Consider the following 24,350-nt stretch of genomic DNA (forward strand, 5'->3'; position numbering starts at 1 on the left):
CGGGCTCAGCCCCGCGCCGCCTGAAGCGACCACACGCTGTTGGCATCGCCGCGTCGAGCGCGTCGTGCGGCCGCGCGCGCAAAGCCGGCAAACACCAGGCCGAGCGCGATGCCGGTGAGATCCACCCCGAGCACGCCCCAGCCCAGCGGTGTCCACGCGCGGGTCATGTCGGCGGCGTTGGCCGCGAGGTCGACCACGGCCACGGCGATGGTGAGGGCCGAGGTGGCCCATAGTAGTTCTACGGTGGCGCGCGCGATCGGGCGTACGCAGGCGTAGGCGCAGGCGGCGAGGAACAGGCCGTAGCAGGCGAGGCGTTGCGGCAGTCCGGCGTCCACGCCCAGCCGCACCGCGATCCACGTGGCGGCGAACGCGCCGGAGATGGCCAGGCAACTGCCGATGCACACGCCGATGGTGGCGCGCGCCATGACCTGCGTGCGCCGCGGCTGGTCCAGATGACGCCGCTTGCGACGCGACTCGATCCACAGCAGGTTGCCCGAATAGAACAGGAAGGCGCCGGCCAGTCCCAGGATGAAGTACAGCCATTGCACGGTACGTCCGCCGAAGCTGCCGAAGTGCAGGCCGAACAGGGCGGCGTAGCTGATGCCGTTGAGGGTGTAGCGCTTGCCCACATGCGTGGCCATCACGCTGCCATCGTGCGCCGACATGCCCACGGTGCCGTAGGTGCCGAGCGTGTGCTGCGAAAGCCCGCGCACCTCGGCCACCGCGTTGCGGTCGCCGTAATGCACGAAGTGCAGGTAGTCGGGCTCGAAGCTGGTGACGCCGCTGGCCAAGGCCTGGGCGCGTGCGCGCGCGATGAGCGTGTCGATCGACAGCATGGTCGCCGGCGTGCCGCTGGCAACCACCACCGGCGTGGTCTCGGTGGCCTTGGCGAAAGCGTCGAACAGCTTGCCATCGAAGGCGATGGTGTTGAGTGCGGCCAGGGTGATGGTGAACAGGCAGAACAGCGCGCCGGTTACCGCGAAGATCACATGGAACGGCAGGCTCAGCACGCCGATCGCGTTGTGGGCATCCTGCCAGAGACGCTTGAGGTTGCGGCCCACCCGCATGGCGAAGAGGTCGCCGGCCAGCTGCGGCAGGTGGATCAGGATGCCCGACACCAGCGCGAGCCCGTAGAGCACGCTCACGACGCCCATCAGGTAAAGGCCGACCACCGGCAGGCCCAGTGAATCGTGCAGGGCATAGACGAAGTCGGCCAGTTCGTTCCAGGCGGCTTCGCCGGTGGGCGCGTCCATCTGGCTGGCGGTGGCGAAGCGGGTCTCGCCCTTGTCCACCCAGTAGGCGTACGCAGCGTGCGAGCTGTCGGTGGGCAGCACGATGCCGAAATCGTCGCGCGCGGCGGGGTGCTTCCGCAGCAGTTGCCCGATCATCGCGTCGATCGATGCATCCGCGTCGGTGGCGCTGCGCCACGGCGGGTTTTGCCAGGCGGCGATGTCGTCGTGGAACACCGTGAGCGCACCCGCATAGAACGCGATGAAGAGCGCGAAGCCGGCCAGCAGTCCCGTCCAGGTGTGGACGGTCTGGTAGGTGCGCAGGGTGGAGGCTTTCATCTCGACATCCTCGTGTCAGGAGCCCGCGAGGCGCGCGGCCGACAAGGCAACGAACACCAGCGCGTTGGCGGCGCCGAGCACCAGCCAGGCGCGCGCTCCGCTGCGGAACAGGTAGGCAGCCGCCATGAGGCCGGTCCACAGCGGAAAAAACAGGATGAGCGCGGGAATGACGAACGCGGCACCGTGGTTCGGCAGCAGTTGCAGCACCAGGGCCAACACCGCGGCGGCCAGTGGAAAGCCCAGCAGGGTGCCGGCAAGGCAGCGCGCGATCATGGCTTTTCCGCGCCGTTGCTCGCCGCACGCCACCAGGCGACATAAGGCAGCAGCACCCAGGCCAGCATGATTGCCGTGAGCGCGCTGGCGGTGCCGGCTCCCACGCCGTAAGCGAACAGCCACACCACCAGACCGGCCAGCATCGATAGCCAGCCGATGGCGCGGGCCGGCCCGGGCAGCGGCATGGCGCGCAGGCGCTGCCGGGCGCTTGCCAGGTAAACCAACGCCGCGCCCGCCAACGTCAGCAGCAGCGCACACAGAACAGTCACGCGGAAGGCATCCTTGTCGGGCGCAGGACGCCCTGGAATTGTTGAGAACAATTCTCATTTCTATGATTGCGCGTGTCAACCGGCCTGCGGTAAAACCGGCGCCCGCGCCTAGAACTGGTACTGCAAACGGCCCACCACGGCCGTGGGGTGCTTGCCGTCGTAGCTGGCGCCCGGCTTGTCCAGCCTGAGCGCACGGACGACGTTGGCGGAGAGACGCACGGATTTATCCAGGTACCAGTTGATGCCCAGCGTGAGGTTGGTTTCCTTGCCGCCGAACACGTCGTGGTCGTTCAGATCGGTCTGGCTGAGGCGGGCAGCCACCTCCAGGGCGCCGCCGCCATGTCCGTTCCAGGCGACGCGTGGAGCGACCTGGCCGAAGGTGGCGTTGCTCTCGCGATAGTCGCGGCTTTCGCCGGTGAGCATCCAGCTGACGTAGGCGTACCAGCCGCTGAAGTTCAACGACGGCAGCCCGCTGTTGCGCTGCAGGTGGGCCGACATGTATTCGGCCTGCCATGAGAACGGGCCGCTCACCTGGGCCGCCTCCAGGCCGTAGCGCCGCACGCGGTCCGAGCCTTCGATGCCGTGGGTGTCCAGGAAATAGGAGCCCGAAGACAGGGCCACCTCCGGCGCGGAGTTGAAGCGTTGCTCGTTGCTGGGCCCGAACCGGCGGTCCGAAAAATCGACGGCCAGGTGGTAGAGGCCTGTGCCGGCATGCAGTGCGTAGGCGAGTCGCCCGGTGATCGCCAGGCCGCGCTGCTGGCGTCCCTCGTCCTTGGTGCCCGCCGTGAAGAAGCCATAGCTCCAGATCCATGGACCATGGAAATCGCTGGAGGTGGCACCGACGCTGCGGCTGGGGGCGATGGCGCTGCTGGTGGAACGTTCGAGGAACGTGGTGTTCCGGAAGCTGCCGTACTGCTCCAGCCCGAACGGTTCCTGCTGGTTGCCGAGGGTGACGACGCCGAAGCGTTGCGTCCGCTTGCGCAGGTACACGTCCTTGAATTCCAGGTGCCAGTCGACCAGCTGCGCATCCGCGTAGAACAACCAGTCGCGCCAGAGCTGCCGCTGGAAGTTGATGTCCGCGCGGCGCACGTTGACATCGGTGTGGCCCAGCCCACTGTTGGAATACGCGGCGGCGTCGACCATCAGGTAGCCGTGGATCTGGCTATGGATGAGCGGCGTCTCGATACCGCCCTCCAGGGGCCGGTACAGCGAAAGGCGGCGCAGCGCATCGGTGGCCGCCACGCCAGGGCCGTGGTCGGACGTTTCCGGCGACGTGCCTGCGGCTGGCTTCGCGGGCTGGCTGGTGCACGCGGACAGCGCCCAGGCGAGGGCCGCCGCGAGGACGCCCGATGCGCGTTTGGACCGCCTGCGGAGCCGCCGATCAGCCATGCCGTCCGTTCACCCCCGATCCTTGTCGTGAAGGGCGTACTTCCACCCAAGGCTCAACCCGGCCATTCATAGTGCCGGGATTGTGAAGTCGCGGTCTGCATGGGGCGCTTGGGCGGGAGCGGTGCGACGGCGCCCGGCTCCCTACGGCAGCGCATGGCTGGGGCCGCGGGTTAAGATGGCGGTTTGCACTGTCTTGCCAGGAGCGCTCGCGTGATCATCAACCCCAAGGTGCGTGGTTTTATCTGTGTGACGGCTCATCCGGTCGGTTGCGAGCGCAACGTGCTCGAGCAGATCGAGATCACCAAGGCGCAGGGCGACCTGGGTGAGGGCCCCAAGCGCGTGCTGGTGATCGGCGCGTCCACCGGCTATGGCCTGGCCTCGCGCATTACCGCGGCTTTCGGTTATGGCGCGGCCACGCTGGGCGTGTTCTTCGAGAAGCCCAGCAGCGACACCAAGACCGGCACGGCCGGCTGGTACAACTCCGCCGCGTTCGACAAGTTCGCCAAGCAGGCGGGTCTGTACAGCCGCTCGATCAATGGCGATGCGTTCGCCAACGAAACGCGCGAGCGCGCCATCGAGATGATCAAGAACGAGATGGGCGGCAAGATCGATCTCGTCGTCTACTCGCTGGCCTCGCCGGTACGCAAGCTTCCGGACACCGGCGAACTGGTGCGTTCCTCGCTCAAGACCATCGGCGAAACCTTCACCGCCAATTCGATCGACACCAACCGCGACACCGTGGTGCAGGCCTCGGTGGAACCGGCGACGGAGCAGGAAATCAAGGACACCGTCACCGTGATGGGCGGCGAGGATTGGAAGCTCTGGATCGACGCGCTGAGCAAGGCCGGCGTGCTGGCCGACCACGCCAAGACCATCGCGTACAGCTACATCGGTACGGAAATCACCTGGCCGATGTATTGGCACGGCACGCTGGGCCAGGCCAAGCAGCACCTGGACAACACCGCCAGGCAACTGGTGGCCGAGCACAAGGCCGAGCATCTCGATGCCTACGTCGGCGTGATGAAGTCGGTGGTGACGCAGGCGAGCGCGGCTATTCCCGTGCTGCCGTTGTACATCGCCATCTCCTTCCGCGTGATGAAGGAAAAGGGCATCCACGAAGGCACCATCGAGCAGATCAACCGCCTGTTCCGCGACCGCATGTACCGCAAGGACCACCAGCCGATCGAGCTGGACAGCGAAGGCCGCGTGCGCCTGGACGATTGGGAGCTGCGCGAGGACGTGCAGAGCGAGTGCAAGGCGTTGTGGCCCACCATCACCACCGAAAACCTCAACCAGCTCACCGACTACGCCGGCTACAAGCACGACTTCCTGCGCCTGTTCGGCTTCGGCCGTGAAGATGTGAACTACGAGGAAGAGGTCGATTCCGATCGTCGTTTCGACGTGGTCGAACTCTGATCGAACGCATGGCACTCCCCGGCGCTGACGTGGAGTGCATGCCGAAGGGGCGGGCACGGACGCCCCTTGCACGCTAGGCTGGCGGCATGAGTACCGCCATCGTCTGGTTCCGCCGTGACCTACGCCTCGCCGACCAACCCGCGCTGAGCGCCGCCTGCGCGGCACACGAACGTGTCTTGCCCGTTTTTATCCATGCGCCGCATGAAGACGGTGCATGGACGCCTGGCGCAGCGAGCCGATGGTGGCTGCACCATTCCCTGGTCGACCTGCGATCGCAGCTTCGCGAGCAGGGCGTATCGCTGCACGTGCGCCGGGGCGATAGCCTCGCGGCACTGCGCGACCTGATCGATGCGACCGGCGCCTCGGCCGTCTACTGGAACCGCCTCTACGAGCCCGCGGCGATCGCGCGCGACCGTACCGTCAAGTCCGCGTTGCGCGGGCAGGGCGTGGAGGCGCACAGCTTCAACGCGTCGCTGTGGCGCGAGCCATGGCAAGTGGAAACCAGGCAGGGGGCGCCGTATCGGGTATTCACGCCGTTCTGGCGGAGCGTTCGCACGCAGTTGCCGGTGACGCCGCCATTGGCCAGGCCATCGATGCACGGCATCGACGTCGCCGGCGGGCTGCCGATTGACGCGCTCGAACTGCTGCCCTCGATTCCCTGGGACGGTGGCTTGCGCGACGCCTGCAGGCCCGGCGAGCGAGGCGCGCAAGAAGCGTTGGAGATCTTTCAGGACGATGCCATGAGCGACTACGCCACGGCCCGCGACGTGCCGGCGCGCCATGGCACCTCGCGCCTGTCGCCGCACCTGCATTTCGGCGAGATCTCGCCGCGCCAGATCCACCATGCGCTCGCTGCACGAGCGGCGGCCATCGATGCGCGGCGGCGTCCGGATATCGAGCCATTCCTGCGCGAGCTGGGTTGGCGGGAGTTCTCGCACCACCTGCTTTATCACTTTCCCTCCACGCCGGAGGCAAACTTCGACAGCCGCTTTGATCGCTTCGCCTGGCAGGCCGACAACGGGTCGTGGCTTGAGCGCTGGCAGCGAGGACGCACGGGCATTCCCCTGGTCGATGCCGGCATGCGAGAGCTATGGCACACGGGATGGATGCACAACCGCGTACGCATGGTGGTGGCCAGTTTCCTGTGCAAGAACCTCAGGCAGCATTGGCGCCACGGCGCACGCTGGTTCTGGGACACGCTGGTAGACGCCGATCTCGCCAACAACACCCTGGGTTGGCAGTGGGTCGCCGGCAGTGGCGCGGATGCCGCGCCTTATTTCCGCGTGTTCAATCCGGTTTCGCAGGCGCAGAAGTTCGACGCGCAAGGCGAGTACCTGCGGCGGTGGCTGCCCGAACTGCGCGCCGCGCCGCTGCCGTTGCTGCATGAACCGTGGAAAGACGCGGCGCTGCTGAAGCGTTGGGGTTATCCCGCGCCGATGATCGATCTGGGCGAAAGCCGTGCGGCGGCCCTCCGCGCCTATCAATCCATGCGCGGGAAATAATTTTTGTGGGAGCGCACCCTGTGCGCGACCGCAGAAACTCGACATACCTCGTTGCAACGTTGCCGCGGACCCGTCGCGCACAGGGTGCGCTCCCACAAGGGGACGCTGGGAAGGTCTCAACGAAGCTCCGGCGCCTGCGCTTTCCCGCTGTCAGCACCACTACGCCGCAGCATCCACGCCAGCACCGGCGGCGTCACCATGGCGGTGAGCAGCGACATCGCCACGATGATCGCGTAGATCTGCGCGGTGAACACGCCGGCGGACAGGCCGAGGCTGGCGATCACCACGCCCACTTCGCCACGCGGCACCATGCCGAAGCCCACCACCGTCGCGCTGCGCGGTCCCAGCGACAGCGCGCCGAGGAAGCCACCGATCAGCTTGGACACGATGGCGACCAGCGTCACCACCAGCAACATGATGTCCGCTTCCACGCTGGCCAGTTGCGACAGGTCGATCTTGCTGCCGGTCACCACGAAGAAGAACGGCGTGAGCAGCGCCAGCAGCGGCTGCGTCTGTTTCTCCAGCGCATGCTGCTGGCGTGTTTCGGAGGCGATCATGCCGGCGAGGAAGGCGCCGATGATGGCCGCCAGGCCGAACAGTGTGGAGACATAGGCCAGGCCCAGGCACAGTGCGAGCACGATGGCCAATGCGGAGTGCGGGCTGCGCGGCGTGTCCAGCCAGCTGGAATTCCAGCGCATCACGCGGGCGCCGCCCACGCCGATCACCGCGATGAAGCCGATCGCCCCCGCCAGCACGGCGAACAGGTGCATGAGGTCGATGCCTTCGCCGCCCTGGATCGACACCACCACGCCCAGCAGCAGCATGGCCAGGATGTCGTCGATCACCGCGGCGCCAAGGATCACCTTGCTCTCGGTGCGCTGCAGCGCGCCCAGTTCCTGCAGCACGCGGGCAGTGATGCCCGCCGAGGTGGCGACGAAGGCCGCGGCGATGAACAGCGAGCGGCTCCAGTCGAAGCCATTGCCATGCGCCCACACGCCGCCCATGCCGAACGGCACCAGCACGCCGAGCACGCCCACGAGGAAGGCGACCTTGCCGACCTTCTTCAGGTCTTCGAGCCGGGTTTCCAGGCCTACGGAAAACAGCAACAGCACCACGCCGATTTCCGCCAGCACATCCAGCGGCGTGCCCGCGGCGATCTGCTCCGGCGTGATCCATCCAAGCAGGGAAGGCCCGACCACGCAGCCGGCGGCGATTTCGCCGACCACGCCCGGCAGTTTCAGGCGTTGCGCGATCTCACCGCCTATCTGCGCGGCGATGAAGACGACGAAGAGCGTGAGCAGGATGTCGCTGGCGTGGTGCATGTGGCGCTACGTAGTCAGGAAGCGATGCCCGGCATGCTACCTGCTCGCGGCGCAACGCGCCCCTCAATCGGCTGCGCGCGAGGGTCGCTTGCCGGCGTCGGGCTGCAGGCGACTGAAGACCCAGCTGGCCGTGGCGGTGACCACGCCCAGCAGAAGCACCGTCCAGCGGAACGCGGGGACATAGTCCTCGTGTGCGTGTCCCTGCAACAAGGCTTCCATCAGCAACGAGGCCAGTGCGATGCCGAAGCTCATCGACAGGTATTGCGCGGTCGATGCCATGGACGACGCCTGCGAGGCGTATTTCACGTCCAGGTCGTTGTAGATCAGCGTGTTCATGGCGGTGTACTGCATGCCCATGAAGCCGCCATAGATGAACACCATCAGGGCGATCAGCCACATCGGCGAGCCCTTGCCCAGCAACGAGAACGAAGCCAGCAGCGCGGCCACGATGAGCGTGTTGGTGAACAGCAGCCGGCGATAGCCGAACAGGTTGAGCAGGCGGTTGATACCCCACTTGGCGGTGATCGAGCCCAGGGCCTGGGGCACCATCATCAGGCCGGCCATCAGCGGCGACCAGCCGCAACCGACCTGCAGGAACAGCACCAGCAACAGGAACATGCCCGACACGCCCAGGCGCGTGAACAGGTTGCCCGCCAGCGATACCCACACGCTGCGCACGCGCAGCAGGCTCAGGTCGGCGACCGGGTGATCGGTATGCCGGCTGTGCCAGACGTAGATGCAGCCGAACACGATGGCCAGCACGCCGTACGCGCCGATGCGAGGCCACTGCGCGCCACCGCCGCTGGCCACTTCGGAGGCGGTCAGCAGCATCGCCGATGCCGCGGCGAACAGCAGGAAGCCGACGATGTCGAACTTGTGCGGGTCGTCCAGCCGGTAGTCGGGCATGTCGCGCCGGTTCATCCACATGCCGACGATGCCGACCGGCACGTTGATGAGGAAGATCAGTCGCCACGAGGTGTACTGCGCCAGCGCGCCGCCCAGGAGGGGGCCCAGCACCGAACCCAGCAGGCCCACGGTGGCCACGGTGCTCATCGACTTCACGAAGTCCCGCTTGTCGATGCTGCGCACGAGCACGTAACGGCCCACCGGCATCAACGCCGCGCCACCGAGGCCCTGCAATACACGCGCTGCGACGAGCTGAGGCAGGGTCTGCGCGATGCCGCACAGCAGTGAGCCGACGGTGAAGGTACCGATGGCGGTGGCGAACACCAGCCGCGTGCCGAAGCGATCGCAAAGCCAGGGGCTGGCGGGAATGAAGATCGCCAGCGTGAGCACATAGCTGGTCAGCGCCGTGCGCATGCCCAGCGGCGTCACGTTGAGCGCCTCGGCCATGGCCGGCACCGCCGTGTTGACGATGGTGGAATCGAGCGCCTGCATGAAGAACGCTGCGGCAACGAGCCAGATCAGGCCACGGTAGCGGTCGCGTGGCGATGCGGGCGGCGTGACGGGTAGCGACGCCTCTTCGCCAGGGGGCGGAACAGGGAGGTTGGCCTCCGTGGCGGGGATGGACTCAGGCATGGACCTCCATGATAACTGTTATGACAGCTTGCTTTCGGCAGCCGTCGCGTCCAAAGTCAGTGCTGTTTCATCTTAGGGCTCGCGTGTGCGCGTGACGTCAAACGCGGCGCGAACGCGGGCCTGGCAGGCTTCGACCATGACAGGTTGAACATCACCCAGGCGCGCCGGGACGTCTTCGTCCGGGCGCGTCGCTTTTTTCAGGTCATCAGCAAGCGGACGCCACGGCGTTCTCCGGCAGGAGTCATCATGAGCAGCAAGCCACCCATCGTCGTTTCTCGTCTCGATATGGAACGCATCGAGGCCTTGCTCGAGCGCATGCCTCACGCGCAGCAGGCGCCGTACGAGGCGCTGCGCGCGGAGCTGGATCGCGCCGAGGTGGTGGAGCCGTCCCAGGTGCCGGCCGACGTCGTGACGATGAACTCCGTCGTCACCTTCGAAGACGAGAACAGCAGCGACGAGTTGACGGTGAGCCTGGTCTATCCGTCGGGCGCGGGTGTGCCCGGCACCGTGTCCATCTTCGCGCCGGTCGGCAGCGCCTTGCTCGGCATGGCCGTTGGACAGCACATCGAGTGGCCCATGCCGGACGGCCGCACGCGCCGCCTGCGCGTGCTGGAAATCGAATACCAGCCCGAATCCGCCGGCGATCTGCATCGCTGAGTGGTGCATGCCCCGGGCAAAAGGCGCCCGGGGCCGTTTACCCTTGCCTTAATCGAAATGCCGCGAGTAGCCGAGCTGAAACCCGTTCGGCAGCAGACTCAGCGTCCAGGGTGACTCGCGATGCATGGCCCACAGGCCCATGCCGGTGCCGATGGCTGCGCCTACCAGCACGTCGCTTTGCCAGTGGCCGTGCGTCTTTACGCGGGCGACGGCAGCGTAGGCCGGCAACAGCGCAAGCAGGTAGGCGGAGGGATGCTCCCTGCCGTAGGCGGCCATGAACGGTGTCACCGCTGCCGTGATGGCGCCTACTTCGTTGCTCGGGAAGCTGTGTGCTCCCCAGCCCTGGAAGAACTTGTTGGGGTCGTTGGTCTGCGAGGGACGCTCGCGCTGGAAGATCCATTTCATGGTTTGCGTGGTGATGGCCGTGGTGACCATCGCATCGGTGGATCGCCAGAACGTGTCGCCGAGCTTGTCCTGGCCGCCCAGCCAGAGCGCGCCGCCACCCACGGTGAGCACGGTGCCGTAGAAAAGGATGTTCTGGTTGCTTCGCTTCCAGATGCCGCTGTTGTCGTAATGGACCGTGTGGTCGATGCCGAAGGGACCGCCTCCGGCCTGGGCCGCGCCACTGGCGACGACGGCCATGGCCAGAACGGCCAGTTTGAAGATACGCACTCGCTGATTTCCCCTGTCCGCGGGCAGTTGCCGCGGTCGCAGGAAATGGTAGCGAAGGCGGCTTTCCGCGTCCTTAGGGTGGGATCAGGCGAAGCCGCTCGGGTCCATGGGAAGCGGCATCAATCGAAGTGACGGCTATAGCCGACCTGGAACCCGCCGGGCAGCAGCGAAATGATCCACGGTGAATCACGATGGGTGGCCCAGTAGCCGACGCCGACGCCGATCGCCGCGCCAAACAGCACGTCGCTTTGCCAGTGGCCATGGGTCTTCACGCGCGCTACGGCATCGTAGGCGGGAATCAGCGCCAGCAGGTAGACCGAGGGATGATCGTGTCCGTAGGTGATCATGAAAGGCGTCACCGCCGCCGTGACGGAAGCCACTTCGCCGCTGGGGAAGCTCTGCGCATGCCAACCCTGGAACCACTGGTTCGGGGAGTCGGTCTGCGAGGGGCGCTCGCGCTGGAACGTCCATTTCAGCACCTGCGTGCTGGCCGCCGTGACGACCATGGAATCCACCGAGCGCCAGAAGGTATCGCCGAGCTTGTCCTGGTCGCCCAGCCAGATGGCGCCACCGGCGATCGTGGCGATGGTGCCGTAGGCCAGGATCTGCTGGTTGCTGCGCTTCCAGATGCCGCTGTCGTCGTAGGCGACCTTGTGGTCGAGGCCCAGGATGCCGCTGCCGGCCCAGGCAGGGCTGCAGGCGAGTGCGAGCACGCACATCGTCCATCGCAAAGCGCGCATGGTCTGCCTCCGGTGGTATCCGACAGCGTCGAAACGGCGCCTGGGACGCTACTCCGCACGTCTTTCGTTGTGCTTAGCAAAGCCGAAAACGCCGCCAGTCCCGGTAAACTCCGGCGCATGAGGACACCCGCATGAGCAAGAGCCCCGCATCCGACTGGCGCGAGCGCGCCGCCGAACTGCGCGAGAAGATCGAGCGCGCGAACCACCAGTATCACGTGCTGGACGATCCCGAGATCACCGACGCGGAGTACGACCAGGCCGTCCGCGAGCTGGAGGCGCTGGAAGACGCGCATCCCGGGCTGGCGACGCCCGATTCGCCGACCCGGCGCGTGGGCGCGCGAGCGAGCGGGGGCTTCGCCGAAGTTCGCCACGTGATCCCGATGCTGTCGCTCAGCAATGCGTTCGAGCAGGAGGGCGACAGCGACCGCGAGCGCTTCCGCGAAGTGGCCGAGTTCGAGCGGCGCATCGAGCAGTCGCTGGATCGGCGCAGCCCGGTGTTTTCGGTGGAGCCCAAGCTCGATGGCCTGGCCATCAGCCTGCGTTACGAGGATGGCGTGTTCGTGCAGGGCGCGACGCGCGGTGACGGCGAAACCGGCGAGGACGTGACCGCGAACCTGCGCACGGTGCGCGCCATTCCGTTGCGCTTGCGCGGCAACGATTGGCCGAAAGTGCTGGAAGTGCGCGGCGAAGTCATCATGCTGCGCAAGGACTTCGAAGCCTTCAACGAGCACGCCCGCGCCCAGGGCGAAAAAACCCTGGCCAACCCGCGCAACGGCGCGGCGGGTTCGCTGCGCCAGTTGGACCCGGCGATCACCGCCAGGCGCAAGCTCAGCTTCTTCGCCTACGCGGTGGGCGACGTGCAGGGGGGCGAGCTGCCGCCGACGCATTCCAGGACGCTGGCCAAGCTGCGCGACTGGGGTTTCCCGGTGTCGCCGGAAGTGGATACGGCCAAGGGCTTCGATGGCCTGGTCGCCTATTACCGTCGCATCGGCGAGAAGCGCGACCGCCTGCCGTACGACATCGACGGCGTGGTGTACAAGCTGGACGACTACGAAGGCCAGCGCGCCATGGGTTTCGTATCGCGCGCGCCGCGTTGGGCCATCGCGCACAAGTTTCCCGCGCAGGAGCAGACCACCACGGTCGAAGCCATCGAGATCAACATCGGCCGTACCGGTGCGGCCACGCCGCTGGCGCGGTTGAAGCCGGTGCAGGTGGCCGGTGTCACGGTCAGCAATGCCACGCTGCACAACGCCGACCAGGTCGCGCGCCTGGACGTGCGCGTGGGCGACACCGTGATCGTGCGCCGCGCGGGCGATGTGATTCCTGAAGTGGTGCGCGTGATGCCCGAGCTGCGCCCGCCGCATACCAGGCCCTGGCACATGCCCTCGCATTGCCCGGTCTGCGGTTCCGCCCTGCTGCGCGAGGAAGGCGAGGCGGTCTGGCGCTGTTCGGGTGGCCTGATCTGCGCCGCGCAGCGCAAGGAGGCGTTGATCCATTTCGCCGCGCGTCGCGCCATGGACATCGAAGGCATCGGCGAGCGTTTTGTCGAGGCGCTGGTCGATTTCGGCTACGTGCACACACCGGCGGACCTCTACAGACTCACGCTCGAGGATTTCCTCGAGATGAAGCGCCGGGCGGACGATCGCGACGGCACCACGCCTGAAACGGTGAAGCAGGGCAAGGTCGCCACCAAGTGGGCGGAGAACCTGGTCGAGGCGATCGAGGCGAGCAAGCAGACCACCTTGCCGCGCTTCCTGTTCGGGCTCGGCATCATGCATATCGGCGAAAGCACGGCCAAGACATTGGTGGCCTGGCTGGGCAGCCTGGCCGTGATCCGCCGCATGCCGGCCGCCGTGCTGCGCGTCTTGCCGGACATCGGCAACGAGGTGGCCACGTCCATCGCCGGTTTCTTCGCGCAGAAGGGCAACCAGAAGGTAGTCGACGATCTGCTGGCCTCGGGCATCCGCTTCGCCGACGAAGGGCATCCGTCGCCGAAGCTGCGCCAGCGGCTGAATCTCGCGGTCCTGCTCGATACCGTTGGCGTCAACAAGCTGGGACCCAAGAGCACGAAACTGCTGGCCGAGCACTTTCCCACGATCGACAAGCTGATCGCCGCCGGTCCCGCGCACTGGGTGACGGCAGGGCTGCCATCCGCCGCGGCGGCCAATCTCGAAGCTTTCCTCGCCCACGAAAAGAACGTGGCGCCGTTGCGTGACGCCGATGCCGCGATGCATGAACTGCTCGGCGCCATCCCCAGGTCGTCCGGCGCAAGCGAGGCGCCGCTGGAGGGCCAGACCGTCGTGCTCACCGGCACGCTGGCGTCGCTCAGCCGCGACGAGGCGAAGGAGCGATTGGAGGCGCTGGGCGCGAAGGTGGCCGGCTCCGTATCGAAGAAGACCCACTTCGTGGTGGCGGGGGAAGCGGCGGGCTCCAAGCTCGACAAGGCGCAGGAGCTTGGCGTCGCGGTGTGGGACGAGGCGCAATTGCTGGCCTTGCTGGCCAAGCACGAGGGCGGGGCATGACCTTGCACCTGGCCGGTCGTCTCCACATGCGCGCGCGTCTGTACGCGCAGATCCGCCAGTTCTTCGCGGAGCGCAACGTGCTCGAGGTGGAGACGCCGATGCTTTCCGCTGCCGGCAACACCGATCCGAATATCCAGAGTTTCAGCACCCGCTTCACCGGTCATGTCGATGCGGGCTCGCCTGAGCGATGGATGCGCACCTCGCCGGAATATCCGCTCAAGCGCCTGCTGGCGAGCGGTGTCGGCGATTGCTATGAAATGGGTCGTGTGTTCCGCGACGGCGAGGCCGGTGGGCGCCACAATCCCGAGTTCACCATGCTGGAGTGGTATCGCGTGGGCTGGGACCACCACCGCCTGATGGAGGAGACCATCGCCCTGGTGGAGATGGCGCTGGCGATGGTGGGGCGTCGTGCCGAAGTGTGGGTGGAGGGTTATCGCCAGCTGTTCATCGACGAACTCGGCATCGATCCCGCGCATGCGTCCATCGGGGCGCTGCGCGAACCGCTGGCCGAGTACGGCATCGACCCCCACGGGCTGACGCGTGACGACTGGCTGGACCTGCTCATCACGCATCGCCTGCAGCCGACATTCCCGAACCATCGCATCACGGTCATCCACGACTACCCGGCCTCGCAGTGCGCGCTGGCGAAGGTGCGGCCGGGCGATCCGCCGTTGGCCGAGCGCTTCGAGTTGTACCTCGGGCGTTATGAGCTGGCCAATGGCTATCACGAGCTCAACGACGCCACGGAACAGCGCCTGCGCTTCGCGCGCGACAACGCGATGCGCCGCGAGCGTGGACAGCGCGAGATCCCCGTCGACGAACGACTGCTCGACGTGCTCGATGCCATGCCCGATTGTGCCGGCGTGGCGCTGGGCATCGAGCGATTGCTGATGTGCCTGGTCGGCACCGATGCGATCGCCGACGTGCTTACCTTTCCGTTTGCGGAGGCTTGAACCGGTGTCGTTGTTGCCCGCGATCCATCATGTGGCGCTGATCTGCTCCGATTACGCGCGCTCCAAGGCGTTCTACAGCGAGACGCTGGGCTTCCGCATCGTGCGCGAGGTGTATCGCGCCGAACGCGATTCGTGGAAGCTCGACCTGGAAGTCAGCCCAGGCGTGAGCCTGGAACTGTTCTCCTTTCCCTCGCCGCCGCCGCGACCGTCGCGGCCCGAGGCGCAGGGGCTGCGTCACCTGGCCTTCGCCGTTCCCGACATCGACACGGTGATCGCCACCTTGCTCGAGCGCGACGTGGCGTGCGAGCCGGTCCGTGTCGATGAGTACACGAACCGGCGTTTCACGTTCTTTGCCGACCCCGACGGGTTGCCGATCGAGCTTTACGAGCAGTAGGCGCGATCAGTCGTGCCAGTCGAGCAGGTGTCGATAGATCAAGCCGCCCACGACGCCACCGATCAGCGGCACCAGCCAGAACATCCATAGCTGCCCCATCGCCCAGCTTCCCTGGAAGACGGCAACCGCGGTGCTGCGCGCCGGATTGACCGAGGTATTGGTGATCGGGATGGAGATGAGGTGGATGAGCGTGAGCGCGAGGCCGATGGCCAAGGGCGCAAAACCGGTCGGCGCCAGCTTGTGGGTGCTGCCGTTGATCACGATGAGGAAAAACGCGGTCAGCACGAACTCGGCGATCATGCAGGCATGCAGCGAATACTGCCCTGGCGAATGCTCGCCATAGCCGTTGGAGGCAAAACCGCCCCCGACGGGATCGAACACGGGCCTGCCGCTGGCGATCAGGTAGATGGTGCCGCCGGCCACGATGCCGCCAACGACCTGGGCGATCCAGTACGGAATCACGTCCTTGGCCGGAAAGCGGCCGCTGGCCCACATGCCCGCGGTCACGGCCGGGTTGAAATGGGCGCCGGAAATATGGCCCACGGCGTAGGCCATGGTCACCACGGTAAGACCGAAGGCGAGCGCCACACCGGCGAAACCGATGCCCAGCTCGGGAAAGGCCGCAGCGAACACCGCGCTGCCGCAACCGCCAAAGACCAGCCAGTACGTACCGAAGAACTCAGCTCCCAAACGCTTGCCCATGCTCATGGGGACTCTCCTTGCTGCGGGATGCCCCGGTCGATGGCGCGGGCGTCGCCGCGGCACGGAGCAGGGCACCCCTTTGGTTTCAGGGGAAAGCTCTCGCGCATCCTTGCGTGGTTTCCATGCCGCTCCTGATCCGGTGTCGCTCCCCGGGTAGGGGCCCGGGCGGCCATAGGCTAGCAAAACCCGGGATCGCGATTGGATGAAGGCTGACGCGGTTGCCGGCCATCGCCTTTGTGTATGCTGCCGCGTCGCTTACACCAAGAGTTTGGTATCGCTGATGACGCAGATCATTTCGTCGACACCTCCGATGGCTCCCGCGGCCGGTACGCTGGCCCGCGGCGATGTGCGGACCCTGTTGCTCGCCTCGCTGGGCGGTGCGCTGGAGTTCTACGACTTCGTGGTGTTCGTGTTCTTCGCGCTGCCGTTGAGCCACCTGTTCTTTCCGCCCAACACCGCGCCCTGGCTGGCCCAGCTGCAGGTGTACGGCATTTTTGCCGCGGGCTATCTCGCGCGTCCGTTGGGTGGCATCGTGATGGCGCATTTCGGCGACCGCCAGGGTCGCAAGCGCATGTTCACGCTGAGCGTGTTCCTGATGGCCTTGCCCACCCTGGCGATCGGCCTGCTGCCGGTCTACGCGCAGGTGGGCGTGCTGGCCCCCGTGCTGTTGCTGGTGATGCGGGTGGTGCAGGGCGTGGCGATCGGCGGCGAAGTGCCCGGCGCCTGGGTATTCGTGGCCGAGCATGCACCGCCCGGTCGCGTGGGTTTTGCCTGCGCCTGCCTCACTGCCGGCCTCACTGCCGGCATCCTGATCGGCTCGCTGACGGCGGCATGGATCAACCACCATCTGGCGCCGGAACAGGTGCTGGGCTGGGGTTGGCGCCTGCCGTTCCTGCTGGGCGGCCTGTTCGGCTTCGTTGCCGTGTGGCTGCGCCGTTGGCTCAGCGAGACGCCGGTGTTCGCCCAGTTGCGCGAGCGCAAGGCGCTGAGCAGCGAGCTGCCCTTGCGCACGGTGCTGGCCGGCCACGGCGGCAGCGTGCTGCTGTCGATGGCGGTGACCTGGACGCTCACCGCGGCCATCCTGGTATTGATCCTGATGCTGCCGAACCTGGCGCAGAAGCCGTTCGGCATCGCGCCGGACGTGGCCTTCCTCGGCAACAGCGTGGCGGCCTTCTGCCTGGGCCTGGGGTGCCTGGCCTATGGCTGGCTCACCGACCGCATTGGCTCCGCCCGCGCGCTGCTGGTGGGTTCCCTGGCCTTGATCGCGGTCACCTATGCGTTGTTCGCCGACCTCGAAGCCGGCGGCGCGCATTTCCTGCCGCTCTATGCGTTGACCGGCTTTCTGGTGGGAAGCGTGGGCGTGGTGCCGACCGTGATGGTGATGGCGTTTCCCGCGCCCATCCGCTATTCGGGCATTTCGTTCGCCTACAACGTGGCCTACGCGGCATTCGGCGCGCTCACCGCGACGCTGATCAGCTACCTCGGCGAACGGGTCGGCCGCATGGCACCCGCTCACTACGTGGCCATGACGGCGGTCGTCAGCGTGCTGGTCGCGCTATGGCTGATGCTTTCCAGGCGCAACGGCGGCGAGCAGCCCCTGTAGGAGCGCATCCAGTGCGCGATGGGCGCGCACCAAGGCCGTCCGTCACGAGTTGCTGATCGTCGACCCCGTCAGCAGCCCGCGCGCCAGCATGCCGCATTGCTTGCGATACAACAGCATCTGCCATTGGCGCCCGCCCAACTGGCGCCACAGCACCGCCGAGCGCACCGCTGCCAGCAGGCTGGCACGCACCTTTTCCACCACGGCCGGCTGCTGCAGCTGCTGCGGGTTGCCGGTGACCATCACGCGCGGCTTGAGCGTGGACAACGTGGTGGCATAAAGCTCGGCGAGACGCTTCACCACCTGTGGCGAATCCTGGCCAAAGTGCTCGACCTGGCGCTGCGCCGATACGATGCCCTGCTGCAGTTGGTCGAGCAGGTCGCTGCGGCGCGCCAGGCTGCGCTCCAGGCGCATCACCGTGAACGCCATGCGGGTAATCGCCACGTCGCGGTTGCTCTCGTCCAGCAACGTGATCAGCTGGCGCAGGCCCAGGCGCACCGCCGAGACGTCGCCATACACGCCCACCACGGAAGGCGCGTCGATGCGAAACACGCTGGCGATGCTGCCGGCCATCGCGACCTCGTCGCAGCGCCCGTCGTTGGCCAACTGCTGGGCAAGCGTGGCGGCCTGGAACAGGCCGGCCAGGGCGAGCACGCGCTCTTCGTTCATGGCAAAGGTTTCAAGCACCGGACACGGACTCGGTAGGGGAGGGGAAGGAGGGGCGGACATCGTTCCAGCCACCGAACGGCGCATCGGTGCGATCGATCACGGCGCCGCCCAGGCAGGCCTCGCCGTCGTAGAACACCACGGACTGCCCTGGGGTCACGGCGCGCTGCGGCTCGTCGAACACCACCTCCAGGCCGTCCCCGCGCACGAACACCTCGCAGGCCTGGTCGGCCTGGCGATAGCGCGTCTTGGCGGTGCAGCGAAAGCGCTGGGCCGGCGGCTCGCCGGCCATCCAGCTGGGCGGCTCGGCATGCAGGCGGCGCGAGTAGAGCCAGTGGTTCTCGCCGCCCTGGGCCACGTAGAGCTCGTTGCGGGGCACGTCCTTGCCCACCACGTACCAGGCTTCGCCGCTGGCGCCGTGGCGGCCGCCTATCCCCAAGCCGTTGCGCTGGCCCAGGGTGTAATACATGACGCCCTGGTGCTCGCCGACGGTTTCACCCTCCGGCGTGCGCATGGGACCGGGCTGCGCCGGGATGTACTGCGCCAGGAAACTGCGGAAATCGCGCTCGCCGATGAAGCAGATGCCGGTGGAATCCTTCTTGGCATGGGTCGGCAGCGCGGCCTCCTGCGCCATGCGCCGGACCTCCGGCTTCTCGATTTCGCCCACCGGGAACAACGTGGCCGCCAGTTGCTGCTGGCCCAGCGCATGCAGGAAGTAGGTCTGGTCCTTGGCGGCGTCGACGGCGCGCAGGAGGCGGTACCTGCCCTCGTGGAAATCCACGCGGGCGTAGTGGCCGGTGGCGATCTTGTCGGCACCCAGCGCATGCGCTTCATCGAGGAAGGTCTTGAACTTGATCTCGCGGTTGCACAGCACGTCCGGGTTCGGCGTGCGGCCGGCGCGGTATTCGGCGAGGAAATGCTCGAACACGCCGTCCCAGTACTCCGCCGCAAAGTTGCGCGCATGGAAAGGGACGCCCAGACGTCCGCACACCGCCACGGCGTCCTTGCGGTCGGCGTCGGTGGTGCAAGGGCCGTCGCGGTCGTCCTCTTCCCAGTTCTGCATGAACAGGCCTTCCACCTCGTAGCCGGCCTGCTGCAACAGCAGCGCCGCCACGGACGAGTCCACGCCGCCGGAAATGCCCAGCATCACCTTCACGGAAACCGATCCTCATCCAGCAGGCTGTGCAACAGGCCCAGCGGATAGCGTTGTCCGGCCAGCCAGGCGTCGATGCTCATCAGCACCAGCGGACTGCGCAGCCGCTCACCGAGCGCCGCGATTTCGTCGCGGGTCAGCCATAGGGCGCGACGGATGCCGTCGTCGAGCGGGCGCGTCGGGTCGTGGCTGAGCGCGCGGGCGGCAAAAGTGAAGCGCACCACGCCGTCGCCGTGCTCGGTGCTGCGCCACTGGTTGACGGAAACGAGGTGTTCCGGCGCCACCGTCCAACCGGTCTCCTCCAGCGTCTCGCGCGCTGCGGCGGTAACCAGGCTTTCCCTGTCATCCAGGTGGCCCGCCGGCTGGTTATAGGCAACGCGACCGTTCACCTCCTCTTCGACCATGAGGAAGCGATCGCCGTCGGCCACGACGCACGCGACTGTCACATGCGGGCACCAGACAGGATGACCGGAAAGGGTGGGGGAATCAGCCATGGAGGCCATATGGCGGCGATGACGGCACTGGAAAAGCGGTCATTGTGCCATTACCTGAAGGCAACCACGCTTTCACGAGGCTCTGCATCCACCGGCACAGGCCGGACCGGGACGGCAGCGCTATACTTTTTCCCAGGAAATCTCACGTAGAACCCATGGCTCACGAACCCGAACACGAACAAGGCAGTGGTCACGGCCTGGCGCTTGAAACCTCGCGACCGGAGGTGGCTCGCCCCCCTCTCTTCCAGGTGGTGCTGCTGAACGATGATTTCACCCCGATGGATTTCGTGGTCGAAGTGCTGCGCAGCTTCTTCAACCTCGATCAGGAGCGCGCCGTGCAGGTGATGCTCCACGTCCATACGCGCGGGAAGGGCGTATGCGGGGTCTTCACGCGGGAGGTGGCCGAGACCAAGGTCACCCAGGTAAACGAATATTCACGTGCCCATCAGCATCCTTTGTTGTGCACTATGGAAAAGCTTTAGCGCCTGTCAAAACGGGGTTGTTCGGAGATATTGAACAAGTAGCCGTCACCCCCATTTTGTAGCCATCGCGGCGTTGCCGCCCTGCCACACAGCGGAGAAGGTCCGGATGTTCAGCAAGGATCTCGAAGTCACCATCGGCCAGTGCTACAAACAGGCCCGTGAGCAGCGTCATGAATTCATGACGGTGGAGCACCTCCTGCTCGCGCTTACCGAAAACCAATCGGCCCTGGGCGCACTGCGCGCCTGCGGCGTCGACCTGCCGCGCCTCACGCGCGAGCTGGAAAAAATCATCGCCGAGACCGTTCCCGTGCTGCCGCACGGCGACGAGCGCGACACGCAACCCACGCTGGGCTTCCAGCGCGTGCTGCAGCGTGCCGTGTACCACGTGCAGTCGTCCGGCCGTAAGGAAGTCACCGGCGCCAACGTGCTGGTGGCCATCTTCGGCGAAAAGGATTCGCACGCGGTGTATTTCCTGCACCAGCAGGAGATCACCCGCCTCGACGTGGTCAACTACATCTCGCACGGCATCGCCAAGATCGGCGACGAGCCGTCGAGCAGCATGCCCGGCGGCGAGCGCGAGAGCGAAGATGGCGAGCCCAAGGGCAATCCGCTCAGCGAATACGCCAGCAACCTCAACGAACTGGCGCTGGAAGGCAAGATCGATCCGCTGATCGGTCGCCAGGACGAAATCGAGCGCACCATCCAGGTGCTGTGCCGTCGCCGCAAGAACAACCCGCTCTACGTGGGCGAGGCCGGCGTGGGCAAGACGGCGCTGGCCGAAGGCCTCGCCAAGCGCATCGTGGACGGCGACGTGCCGGAGGTGCTTGAGAACGCCACCATCTGGTCGCTGGACCTGGGCGCCCTCGTCGCCGGCACCAAGTATCGCGGCGATTTCGAGAAGCGCCTGAAGGCGGTCATCGGCCAGCTGAAGAAGCAGCCGGGCGCGATCCTCTTCATCGACGAGATCCACACCATCATCGGCGCGGGTTCCGCCTCGGGCGGCACCATGGACGCAAGCAACCTGATCAAGCCCATGCTGGCGTCGGGCGAGCTGCGCTGCATCGGTTCCACCACGTTCCAGGAATTCCGCGGCATCTTCGAGAAGGACCGCGCGCTGGCCCGTCGCTTCCAGAAGATCGACGTGGTCGAGCCGACCGTGGCCGATAGCTTCGAGATCCTCAAGGGCCTGCGTTCGCGCTTCGAGGAGCACCACAACGTCGCCTACACCAACGAGGCGCTGAAGGCCGCGGTGGACCTGTCGGTGAAGCATATTCCCGACCGCCTGCTGCCGGACAAGGCCATCGACGTGATCGACGAAGCCGGCGCCCGCCAGCGCCTGCTGCCGCTCGACCAGCGCTCGGGCAAGGTGGACGTGCCCGAGGTCGAGTACATCGTCGCCAAGATGGCGCGCATCCCGGCCAAGCAGGTGTCCGCGTCCGACCGCGACGTGCTGAAGAACCTCGAGCGCAACCTGAAGATGGTGGTGTTCGGCCAGGATCCGGCCATCGAGGCGCTGGCCGCCTCGATCAAGATGGCGCGTTCGGGTCTTGCCGACCCGTCCAAGCCGATCGGCTGCTTCCTGCTGGCCGGTCCCACCGGCGTGGGCAAGACCGAGGTGACCAAGCAGCTCGCCATGCAGCTGGGCATCGAGATGATACGTTTCGACATGTCCGAGTACATGGAAGCGCATTCGGTCTCGCGCCTGGTCGGCGCACCTCCGGGCTACGTCGGTTTCGACCAGGGCGGCCTGCTCACCGAGGCGGTGACCAAGCATCCGCACGCGGTGCTGCTGCTCGACGAGATCGAGAAGGCGCATCCGGATGTGTACAACATCCTGCTGCAGGTGATGGATCGCGGCGTGCTGACCGACACCAATGGCCGCGAGGCCAACTTCAAGAACGTCATCGTGGTGATGACCACGAATGCCGGCGCCCAGCAGGCTTCGCGCCGTGGCATCGGCTTCGTCAAGCAGAGCCATTCGATGGACGCGATGGAAGTGATCCGCCGCACGTTCACGCCGGAGTTCCGCAACCGCCTGGACGCGGTCATCCAGTTCAACGCGCTGGACTTCGACCACATCCTGCGCGTCGTGGACAAGTTCGTGATCGAGCTGGAGGCCCAGTTGACCGAGAAGCACGTGTCGCTGGACGTGGACGCCGATGCCCGCCGCTGGTTGGCCGAGCACGGGTTCGACCCGCAGATGGGCGCCCGCCCGATGGCCCGCGTGATCCAGGAGAAGGTCAAGCGCCCCCTGGCCGACGAACTGCTGTTCGGCAAGCTGGCCGACGGCGGCAAGGTCAGCCTGAGCGTCAAGGACGGCGAGCTGGTGGTCAGCACCGAGGCGGCGGAGAAGTTGCCGGCGACGGTGATCTGACCCGGAGCGCCAGGAAACGGAAAGGCCGCGCACCGCGCGGCCTTTTTTTTGCGTGCCTCTGTAGGAGCGCACCCAGTGCGCGACCGCAGAGTCAGGCATTGCCGCTCCGTAGGCTTTTCGCGCACTGGGTGCGCTCCTACAGAGGGGCGTTGGATTACTTCATGCGGTAGGTGATACGACCCTTGGTCAGGTCGTACGGGGTCATTTCCACTTTCACCTTGTCGCCGGTGAGGATGCGGATGTAGTGCTTGCGCATGCGGCCGGAGATATGGGCCGTGATGACGTGGCCGTTTTCCAGCTGCACGCGGAACATGGTATTGGGCAGGGTCTCCTGGACCGTACCTTCCATTTCGATGACGTCGTCTTTGGCCATGCGTTCCGGTGGGGCAAGGGCAGCCGTCATGGCCGCGTAAGCCATCGATTATGCCACGGAAGTTCTTATGGTTAAAGAAATATCAGCCAAAGTGCTCATCCAGCTTGCGACGGATCTCCTGTTCCACCATCCCCTTGAGGGGGGCCAGCATCATGCCGAGCTCGGCCGTGACCTGGATGGCGTCGCTGCCCACGGCGATGCTGCCGTTCACGCCGGGGCGGGAAAAACGCAGGGTGTCGCCCTCCCACGTGCCGTCCATGCCGAACTTCTCGCGCATGCGCGCGGCGACCTGGTCGACCACGGCGCGGGCCTCGGCAAGGGGTAGCTGATGGGGGCGGCGGATGTCGATCTTCGGCATGACGTACTCCTTCAAAACGTAAACCCGCATCGTATGCCAGATGTGCTCGGAGAGTGCGTACGCATCTGCTAGAGTCCCCGGCGACTAGTCAGCGGTTCACCGATGCGCATCGAGTTTCCCAATTCGGCCCGAGAGGATTTCCACTGGGACGCCCCCGCCTTGCGGATCGGCAGCGCACCGGACAACGACCTGATCCTGGCGGCCCACCAGGCCGGCGCCCATCACCTCAAGATCCTTCTGGACCGTCGCGGCTGGGTACTGCAGGTGCTGCCACAGGGCGGTCGCGTGTACGTCAACGCGCGGCCCGTGCGCGAGAAGGCCCTGCTTCGCGCGGGCGACATCCTCAGCGTGGGTGACTGCCGCATGCTGCTGCGTTCCGACGAAGAGCCCGCCCACAGCTCACCGGTCACGGTGCCTGCGGAGGGGCGTTGCACGGTGGCGCTGCGTGCGGTGGCCGGCCCTCTTTCGGGGCGCGTGCTGTCGCTGCAGGACAAGCTCGAACTGGGGCCGCTGGGCCGCATTCCGCTGGAGCTGCCGCAGGGCGAAGCGGCTTCGATGTCGGTGCTCTGGCGCGACGGCCAGCTGTGGCTGGAGGCCGGGCAGCAATCCGCGCGTTACCCGCTGCGCGTGAACGGCACGCCGGTCGAGCAGGCCACGCTGCGGCCCGGCGACCAGATCGGGCTGGGCATGCACCGCTTCGTGGTGGATGCGCCGGGGCTGGAGCCCGAGCCCGAGATTGTCCTGCCGCCCCCCGAGCCCGAGCACCTGCCCGAGGAAGATGCCGGCCCGCGTGGCGAGGTGTGGTGGCTGATCGCCACCGCCGCCGTGCTGGCCCTGGGCATCGCGGTGGCGTTGCTGGTGCGTTTCTGAGGCCTCTTGCGGGCGATTCGCCGACACGACTGGCCGTTGACGATCGGTTGCTGCGACGCGGC

At 66.5% G+C, this 24,350-nt stretch carries 24 protein-coding genes; 10 read left to right on the plus strand and 14 right to left on the minus strand.

All coding sequences use genetic code 11. The features are described from left to right. Positions 1-5: 5 nt before the first annotated feature. The 4 genes from JMF82_RS08360 to JMF82_RS08375 form a co-directional block, all read right to left on the minus strand. Complete coding sequence (locus tag JMF82_RS08360) at positions 6-1,568, minus strand: PepSY-associated TM helix domain-containing protein (RefSeq protein WP_201314069.1); 1,563 nt, start codon at positions 1,566-1,568, stop codon at positions 6-8. A gap of 15 nt (positions 1,569-1,583) precedes the next feature. Then, positions 1,584-1,841, minus strand: coding sequence for a hypothetical protein (locus tag JMF82_RS08365; RefSeq protein WP_201314070.1), 258 nt, complete (start codon positions 1,839-1,841; stop codon positions 1,584-1,586). Further along, positions 1,838-2,110: a hypothetical protein gene (locus JMF82_RS08370; protein WP_201314071.1), complete on the minus strand. Its 273-nt coding sequence runs from the start codon at positions 2,108-2,110 to the stop codon at positions 1,838-1,840. The genes JMF82_RS08365 and JMF82_RS08370 overlap by 4 nt, the downstream gene beginning before the upstream one ends. 108 nt (positions 2,111-2,218) lie before the next feature. Continuing rightward, complete coding sequence (locus tag JMF82_RS08375; protein ID WP_201314072.1) at positions 2,219-3,352, minus strand: porin; 1,134 nt, start codon at positions 3,350-3,352, stop codon at positions 2,219-2,221. Positions 3,353-3,709: 357 nt separating this feature from the next. Between JMF82_RS08375 and fabV the strand changes: the two genes are divergently transcribed. Both fabV and JMF82_RS08385 read left to right on the plus strand, forming a co-directional pair. Next, positions 3,710-4,915 (plus strand): enoyl-ACP reductase FabV, encoded by a 1,206-nt coding sequence (fabV, locus tag JMF82_RS08380; RefSeq protein ID WP_201314073.1) that lies wholly within the window; start codon positions 3,710-3,712, stop codon positions 4,913-4,915. 86 nt (positions 4,916-5,001) lie between these two features. Further along, on the plus strand, positions 5,002-6,417 hold the full coding sequence (locus JMF82_RS08385; protein ID WP_201314074.1) for a deoxyribodipyrimidine photo-lyase: 1,416 nt from the start codon (positions 5,002-5,004) through the stop codon (positions 6,415-6,417). A 116-nt stretch (positions 6,418-6,533) separates the two neighbouring features. Here the strand turns inward: JMF82_RS08385 and JMF82_RS08390 are convergent, their stop codons facing one another. Both JMF82_RS08390 and JMF82_RS08395 read right to left on the minus strand, forming a co-directional pair. After that, positions 6,534-7,739: a cation:proton antiporter gene (locus JMF82_RS08390; RefSeq protein WP_201314075.1), complete on the minus strand. Its 1,206-nt coding sequence runs from the start codon at positions 7,737-7,739 to the stop codon at positions 6,534-6,536. 63 nt (positions 7,740-7,802) lie between these two features. After that, a complete protein-coding gene (locus tag JMF82_RS08395) occupies positions 7,803-9,278 on the minus strand; it encodes an MFS transporter (protein WP_201314076.1) in 1,476 nt (491 codons plus the stop codon). Positions 9,279-9,524: 246 nt separating this feature from the next. Here JMF82_RS08395 and rnk point away from each other — a divergent pair, with 246 nt between their 5' ends. Next, positions 9,525-9,935 carry a nucleoside diphosphate kinase regulator gene (rnk, locus tag JMF82_RS08400; RefSeq protein ID WP_201314077.1) on the plus strand — a complete coding sequence of 137 codons (411 nt, stop codon included), beginning with the start codon at positions 9,525-9,527 and terminating at the stop codon, positions 9,933-9,935. 48 nt (positions 9,936-9,983) lie between these two features. Here the strand turns inward: rnk and JMF82_RS08405 are convergent, their stop codons facing one another. Together JMF82_RS08405 and JMF82_RS08410 are read right to left on the minus strand one after the other, a co-directional pair. After that, a complete protein-coding gene (locus JMF82_RS08405) occupies positions 9,984-10,577 on the minus strand; it encodes a phosphatase PAP2 family protein (protein ID WP_201314117.1) in 594 nt (197 codons plus the stop codon). 149 nt (positions 10,578-10,726) lie between these two features. After that, on the minus strand, positions 10,727-11,347 hold the full coding sequence (locus JMF82_RS08410; RefSeq protein WP_201314078.1) for a phosphatase PAP2 family protein: 621 nt from the start codon (positions 11,345-11,347) through the stop codon (positions 10,727-10,729). A 131-nt stretch (positions 11,348-11,478) separates the two neighbouring features. Here JMF82_RS08410 and ligA point away from each other — a divergent pair, with 131 nt between their 5' ends. The 3 genes from ligA to JMF82_RS08425 are packed head-to-tail and all read left to right on the plus strand — an operon-like array spanning position 11,479 to position 15,216. Continuing rightward, positions 11,479-13,869 carry an NAD-dependent DNA ligase LigA gene (ligA, locus tag JMF82_RS08415; RefSeq protein WP_201314079.1) on the plus strand — a complete coding sequence of 797 codons (2,391 nt, stop codon included), beginning with the start codon at positions 11,479-11,481 and terminating at the stop codon, positions 13,867-13,869. After that, positions 13,866-14,822: an EF-P lysine aminoacylase EpmA gene (epmA, locus tag JMF82_RS08420; RefSeq protein ID WP_201314080.1), complete on the plus strand. Its 957-nt coding sequence runs from the start codon at positions 13,866-13,868 to the stop codon at positions 14,820-14,822. Before ligA ends, epmA begins: the two co-directional genes overlap by 4 nt. 4 nt (positions 14,823-14,826) lie before the next feature. Next, positions 14,827-15,216, plus strand: a complete 390-nt coding sequence (locus JMF82_RS08425; RefSeq protein WP_201314081.1) for a VOC family protein — start codon at positions 14,827-14,829, stop codon at positions 15,214-15,216. A gap of 6 nt (positions 15,217-15,222) precedes the next feature. Here JMF82_RS08425 and aqpZ read toward each other — a convergent pair whose 3' ends face one another. Next, the gene (gene aqpZ / locus JMF82_RS08430; RefSeq protein ID WP_201314082.1) at positions 15,223-15,924 is read right to left on the minus strand and encodes an aquaporin Z; all 702 of its coding nucleotides are present in this window, start codon (positions 15,922-15,924) and stop codon (positions 15,223-15,225) included. 274 nt (positions 15,925-16,198) lie between these two features. Between aqpZ and JMF82_RS08435 the strand changes: the two genes are divergently transcribed. Further along, on the plus strand, positions 16,199-17,521 hold the full coding sequence (locus JMF82_RS08435) for an MFS transporter (protein ID WP_201314083.1): 1,323 nt from the start codon (positions 16,199-16,201) through the stop codon (positions 17,519-17,521). Between the two features lie 42 nt (positions 17,522-17,563). Here JMF82_RS08435 and hflD read toward each other — a convergent pair whose 3' ends face one another. The 3 genes from hflD to JMF82_RS08450 are packed head-to-tail and all read right to left on the minus strand — an operon-like array spanning position 17,564 to position 19,831. Further along, positions 17,564-18,187 (minus strand): high frequency lysogenization protein HflD, encoded by a 624-nt coding sequence (hflD, locus tag JMF82_RS08440; RefSeq protein WP_201314084.1) that lies wholly within the window; start codon positions 18,185-18,187, stop codon positions 17,564-17,566. Between the two features lie 10 nt (positions 18,188-18,197). Continuing rightward, positions 18,198-19,340: a tRNA 2-thiouridine(34) synthase MnmA gene (gene mnmA / locus JMF82_RS08445; protein WP_304487913.1), complete on the minus strand. Its 1,143-nt coding sequence runs from the start codon at positions 19,338-19,340 to the stop codon at positions 18,198-18,200. After that, positions 19,337-19,831, minus strand: a complete 495-nt coding sequence (locus JMF82_RS08450; protein ID WP_201314085.1) for an NUDIX hydrolase — start codon at positions 19,829-19,831, stop codon at positions 19,337-19,339. Before JMF82_RS08450 ends, mnmA begins: the two co-directional genes overlap by 4 nt. A gap of 155 nt (positions 19,832-19,986) precedes the next feature. Between JMF82_RS08450 and clpS the strand changes: the two genes are divergently transcribed. After that, positions 19,987-20,313, plus strand: a complete 327-nt coding sequence (gene clpS, locus JMF82_RS08455; RefSeq protein WP_019466735.1) for an ATP-dependent Clp protease adapter ClpS — start codon at positions 19,987-19,989, stop codon at positions 20,311-20,313. A gap of 106 nt (positions 20,314-20,419) precedes the next feature. After that, entirely contained in the window at positions 20,420-22,687 is a 2,268-nt protein-coding gene (clpA, locus tag JMF82_RS08460) for an ATP-dependent Clp protease ATP-binding subunit ClpA (protein ID WP_201314086.1), read from the plus strand. Between the two features lie 154 nt (positions 22,688-22,841). Here the strand turns inward: clpA and infA are convergent, their stop codons facing one another. Beyond that, positions 22,842-23,060, minus strand: a complete 219-nt coding sequence (gene infA, locus JMF82_RS08465) for a translation initiation factor IF-1 (RefSeq protein WP_019466733.1) — start codon at positions 23,058-23,060, stop codon at positions 22,842-22,844. An 82-nt stretch (positions 23,061-23,142) separates the two neighbouring features. Continuing rightward, positions 23,143-23,418, minus strand: coding sequence for a polyhydroxyalkanoic acid system family protein (locus tag JMF82_RS08470; protein WP_201314087.1), 276 nt, complete (start codon positions 23,416-23,418; stop codon positions 23,143-23,145). A gap of 102 nt (positions 23,419-23,520) precedes the next feature. Between JMF82_RS08470 and JMF82_RS08475 the strand changes: the two genes are divergently transcribed. After that, entirely contained in the window at positions 23,521-24,288 is a 768-nt protein-coding gene (locus tag JMF82_RS08475) for an FHA domain-containing protein (RefSeq protein ID WP_201314088.1), read from the plus strand. Positions 24,289-24,350: the final 62 nt, after the last annotated feature.

The organism is Dyella sp. EPa41 (genome assembly GCF_016586165.1).
Lineage (GTDB): Bacteria > Pseudomonadota > Gammaproteobacteria > Xanthomonadales > Rhodanobacteraceae > Dyella.

Coding starts and splice junctions, on each gene's coding strand:
- JMF82_RS08360 (WP_201314069.1), bottom strand. CDS start 1,568: ATGAAAGCCTCCACCCTGCGCACCTACCAGACCGTCCACACCTGGACG.
- JMF82_RS08365 (WP_201314070.1), bottom strand. CDS start 1,841: ATGATCGCGCGCTGCCTTGCCGGCACCCTGCTGGGCTTTCCACTGGCC.
- JMF82_RS08385 (WP_201314074.1), top strand. CDS start 5,002: ATGAGTACCGCCATCGTCTGGTTCCGCCGTGACCTACGCCTCGCCGAC.
- JMF82_RS08390 (WP_201314075.1), bottom strand. CDS start 7,739: ATGCACCACGCCAGCGACATCCTGCTCACGCTCTTCGTCGTCTTCATC.
- JMF82_RS08395 (WP_201314076.1), bottom strand. CDS start 9,278: ATGCCTGAGTCCATCCCCGCCACGGAGGCCAACCTCCCTGTTCCGCCC.
- rnk (WP_201314077.1), top strand. CDS start 9,525: ATGAGCAGCAAGCCACCCATCGTCGTTTCTCGTCTCGATATGGAACGC.
- JMF82_RS08405 (WP_201314117.1), bottom strand. CDS start 10,577: ATGGCCGTCGTCGCCAGTGGCGCGGCCCAGGCCGGAGGCGGTCCCTTC.
- JMF82_RS08410 (WP_201314078.1), bottom strand. CDS start 11,347: ATGCGCGCTTTGCGATGGACGATGTGCGTGCTCGCACTCGCCTGCAGC.
- ligA (WP_201314079.1), top strand. CDS start 11,479: ATGAGCAAGAGCCCCGCATCCGACTGGCGCGAGCGCGCCGCCGAACTG.
- epmA (WP_201314080.1), top strand. CDS start 13,866: ATGACCTTGCACCTGGCCGGTCGTCTCCACATGCGCGCGCGTCTGTAC.
- aqpZ (WP_201314082.1), bottom strand. CDS start 15,924: ATGAGCATGGGCAAGCGTTTGGGAGCTGAGTTCTTCGGTACGTACTGG.
- JMF82_RS08435 (WP_201314083.1), top strand. CDS start 16,199: ATGACGCAGATCATTTCGTCGACACCTCCGATGGCTCCCGCGGCCGGT.
- hflD (WP_201314084.1), bottom strand. CDS start 18,187: ATGAACGAAGAGCGCGTGCTCGCCCTGGCCGGCCTGTTCCAGGCCGCC.
- JMF82_RS08450 (WP_201314085.1), bottom strand. CDS start 19,831: ATGGCTGATTCCCCCACCCTTTCCGGTCATCCTGTCTGGTGCCCGCAT.
- clpS (WP_019466735.1), top strand. CDS start 19,987: ATGGCTCACGAACCCGAACACGAACAAGGCAGTGGTCACGGCCTGGCG.
- clpA (WP_201314086.1), top strand. CDS start 20,420: ATGTTCAGCAAGGATCTCGAAGTCACCATCGGCCAGTGCTACAAACAG.
- infA (WP_019466733.1), bottom strand. CDS start 23,060: ATGGCCAAAGACGACGTCATCGAAATGGAAGGTACGGTCCAGGAGACC.
- JMF82_RS08470 (WP_201314087.1), bottom strand. CDS start 23,418: ATGCCGAAGATCGACATCCGCCGCCCCCATCAGCTACCCCTTGCCGAG.
- JMF82_RS08475 (WP_201314088.1), top strand. CDS start 23,521: ATGCGCATCGAGTTTCCCAATTCGGCCCGAGAGGATTTCCACTGGGAC.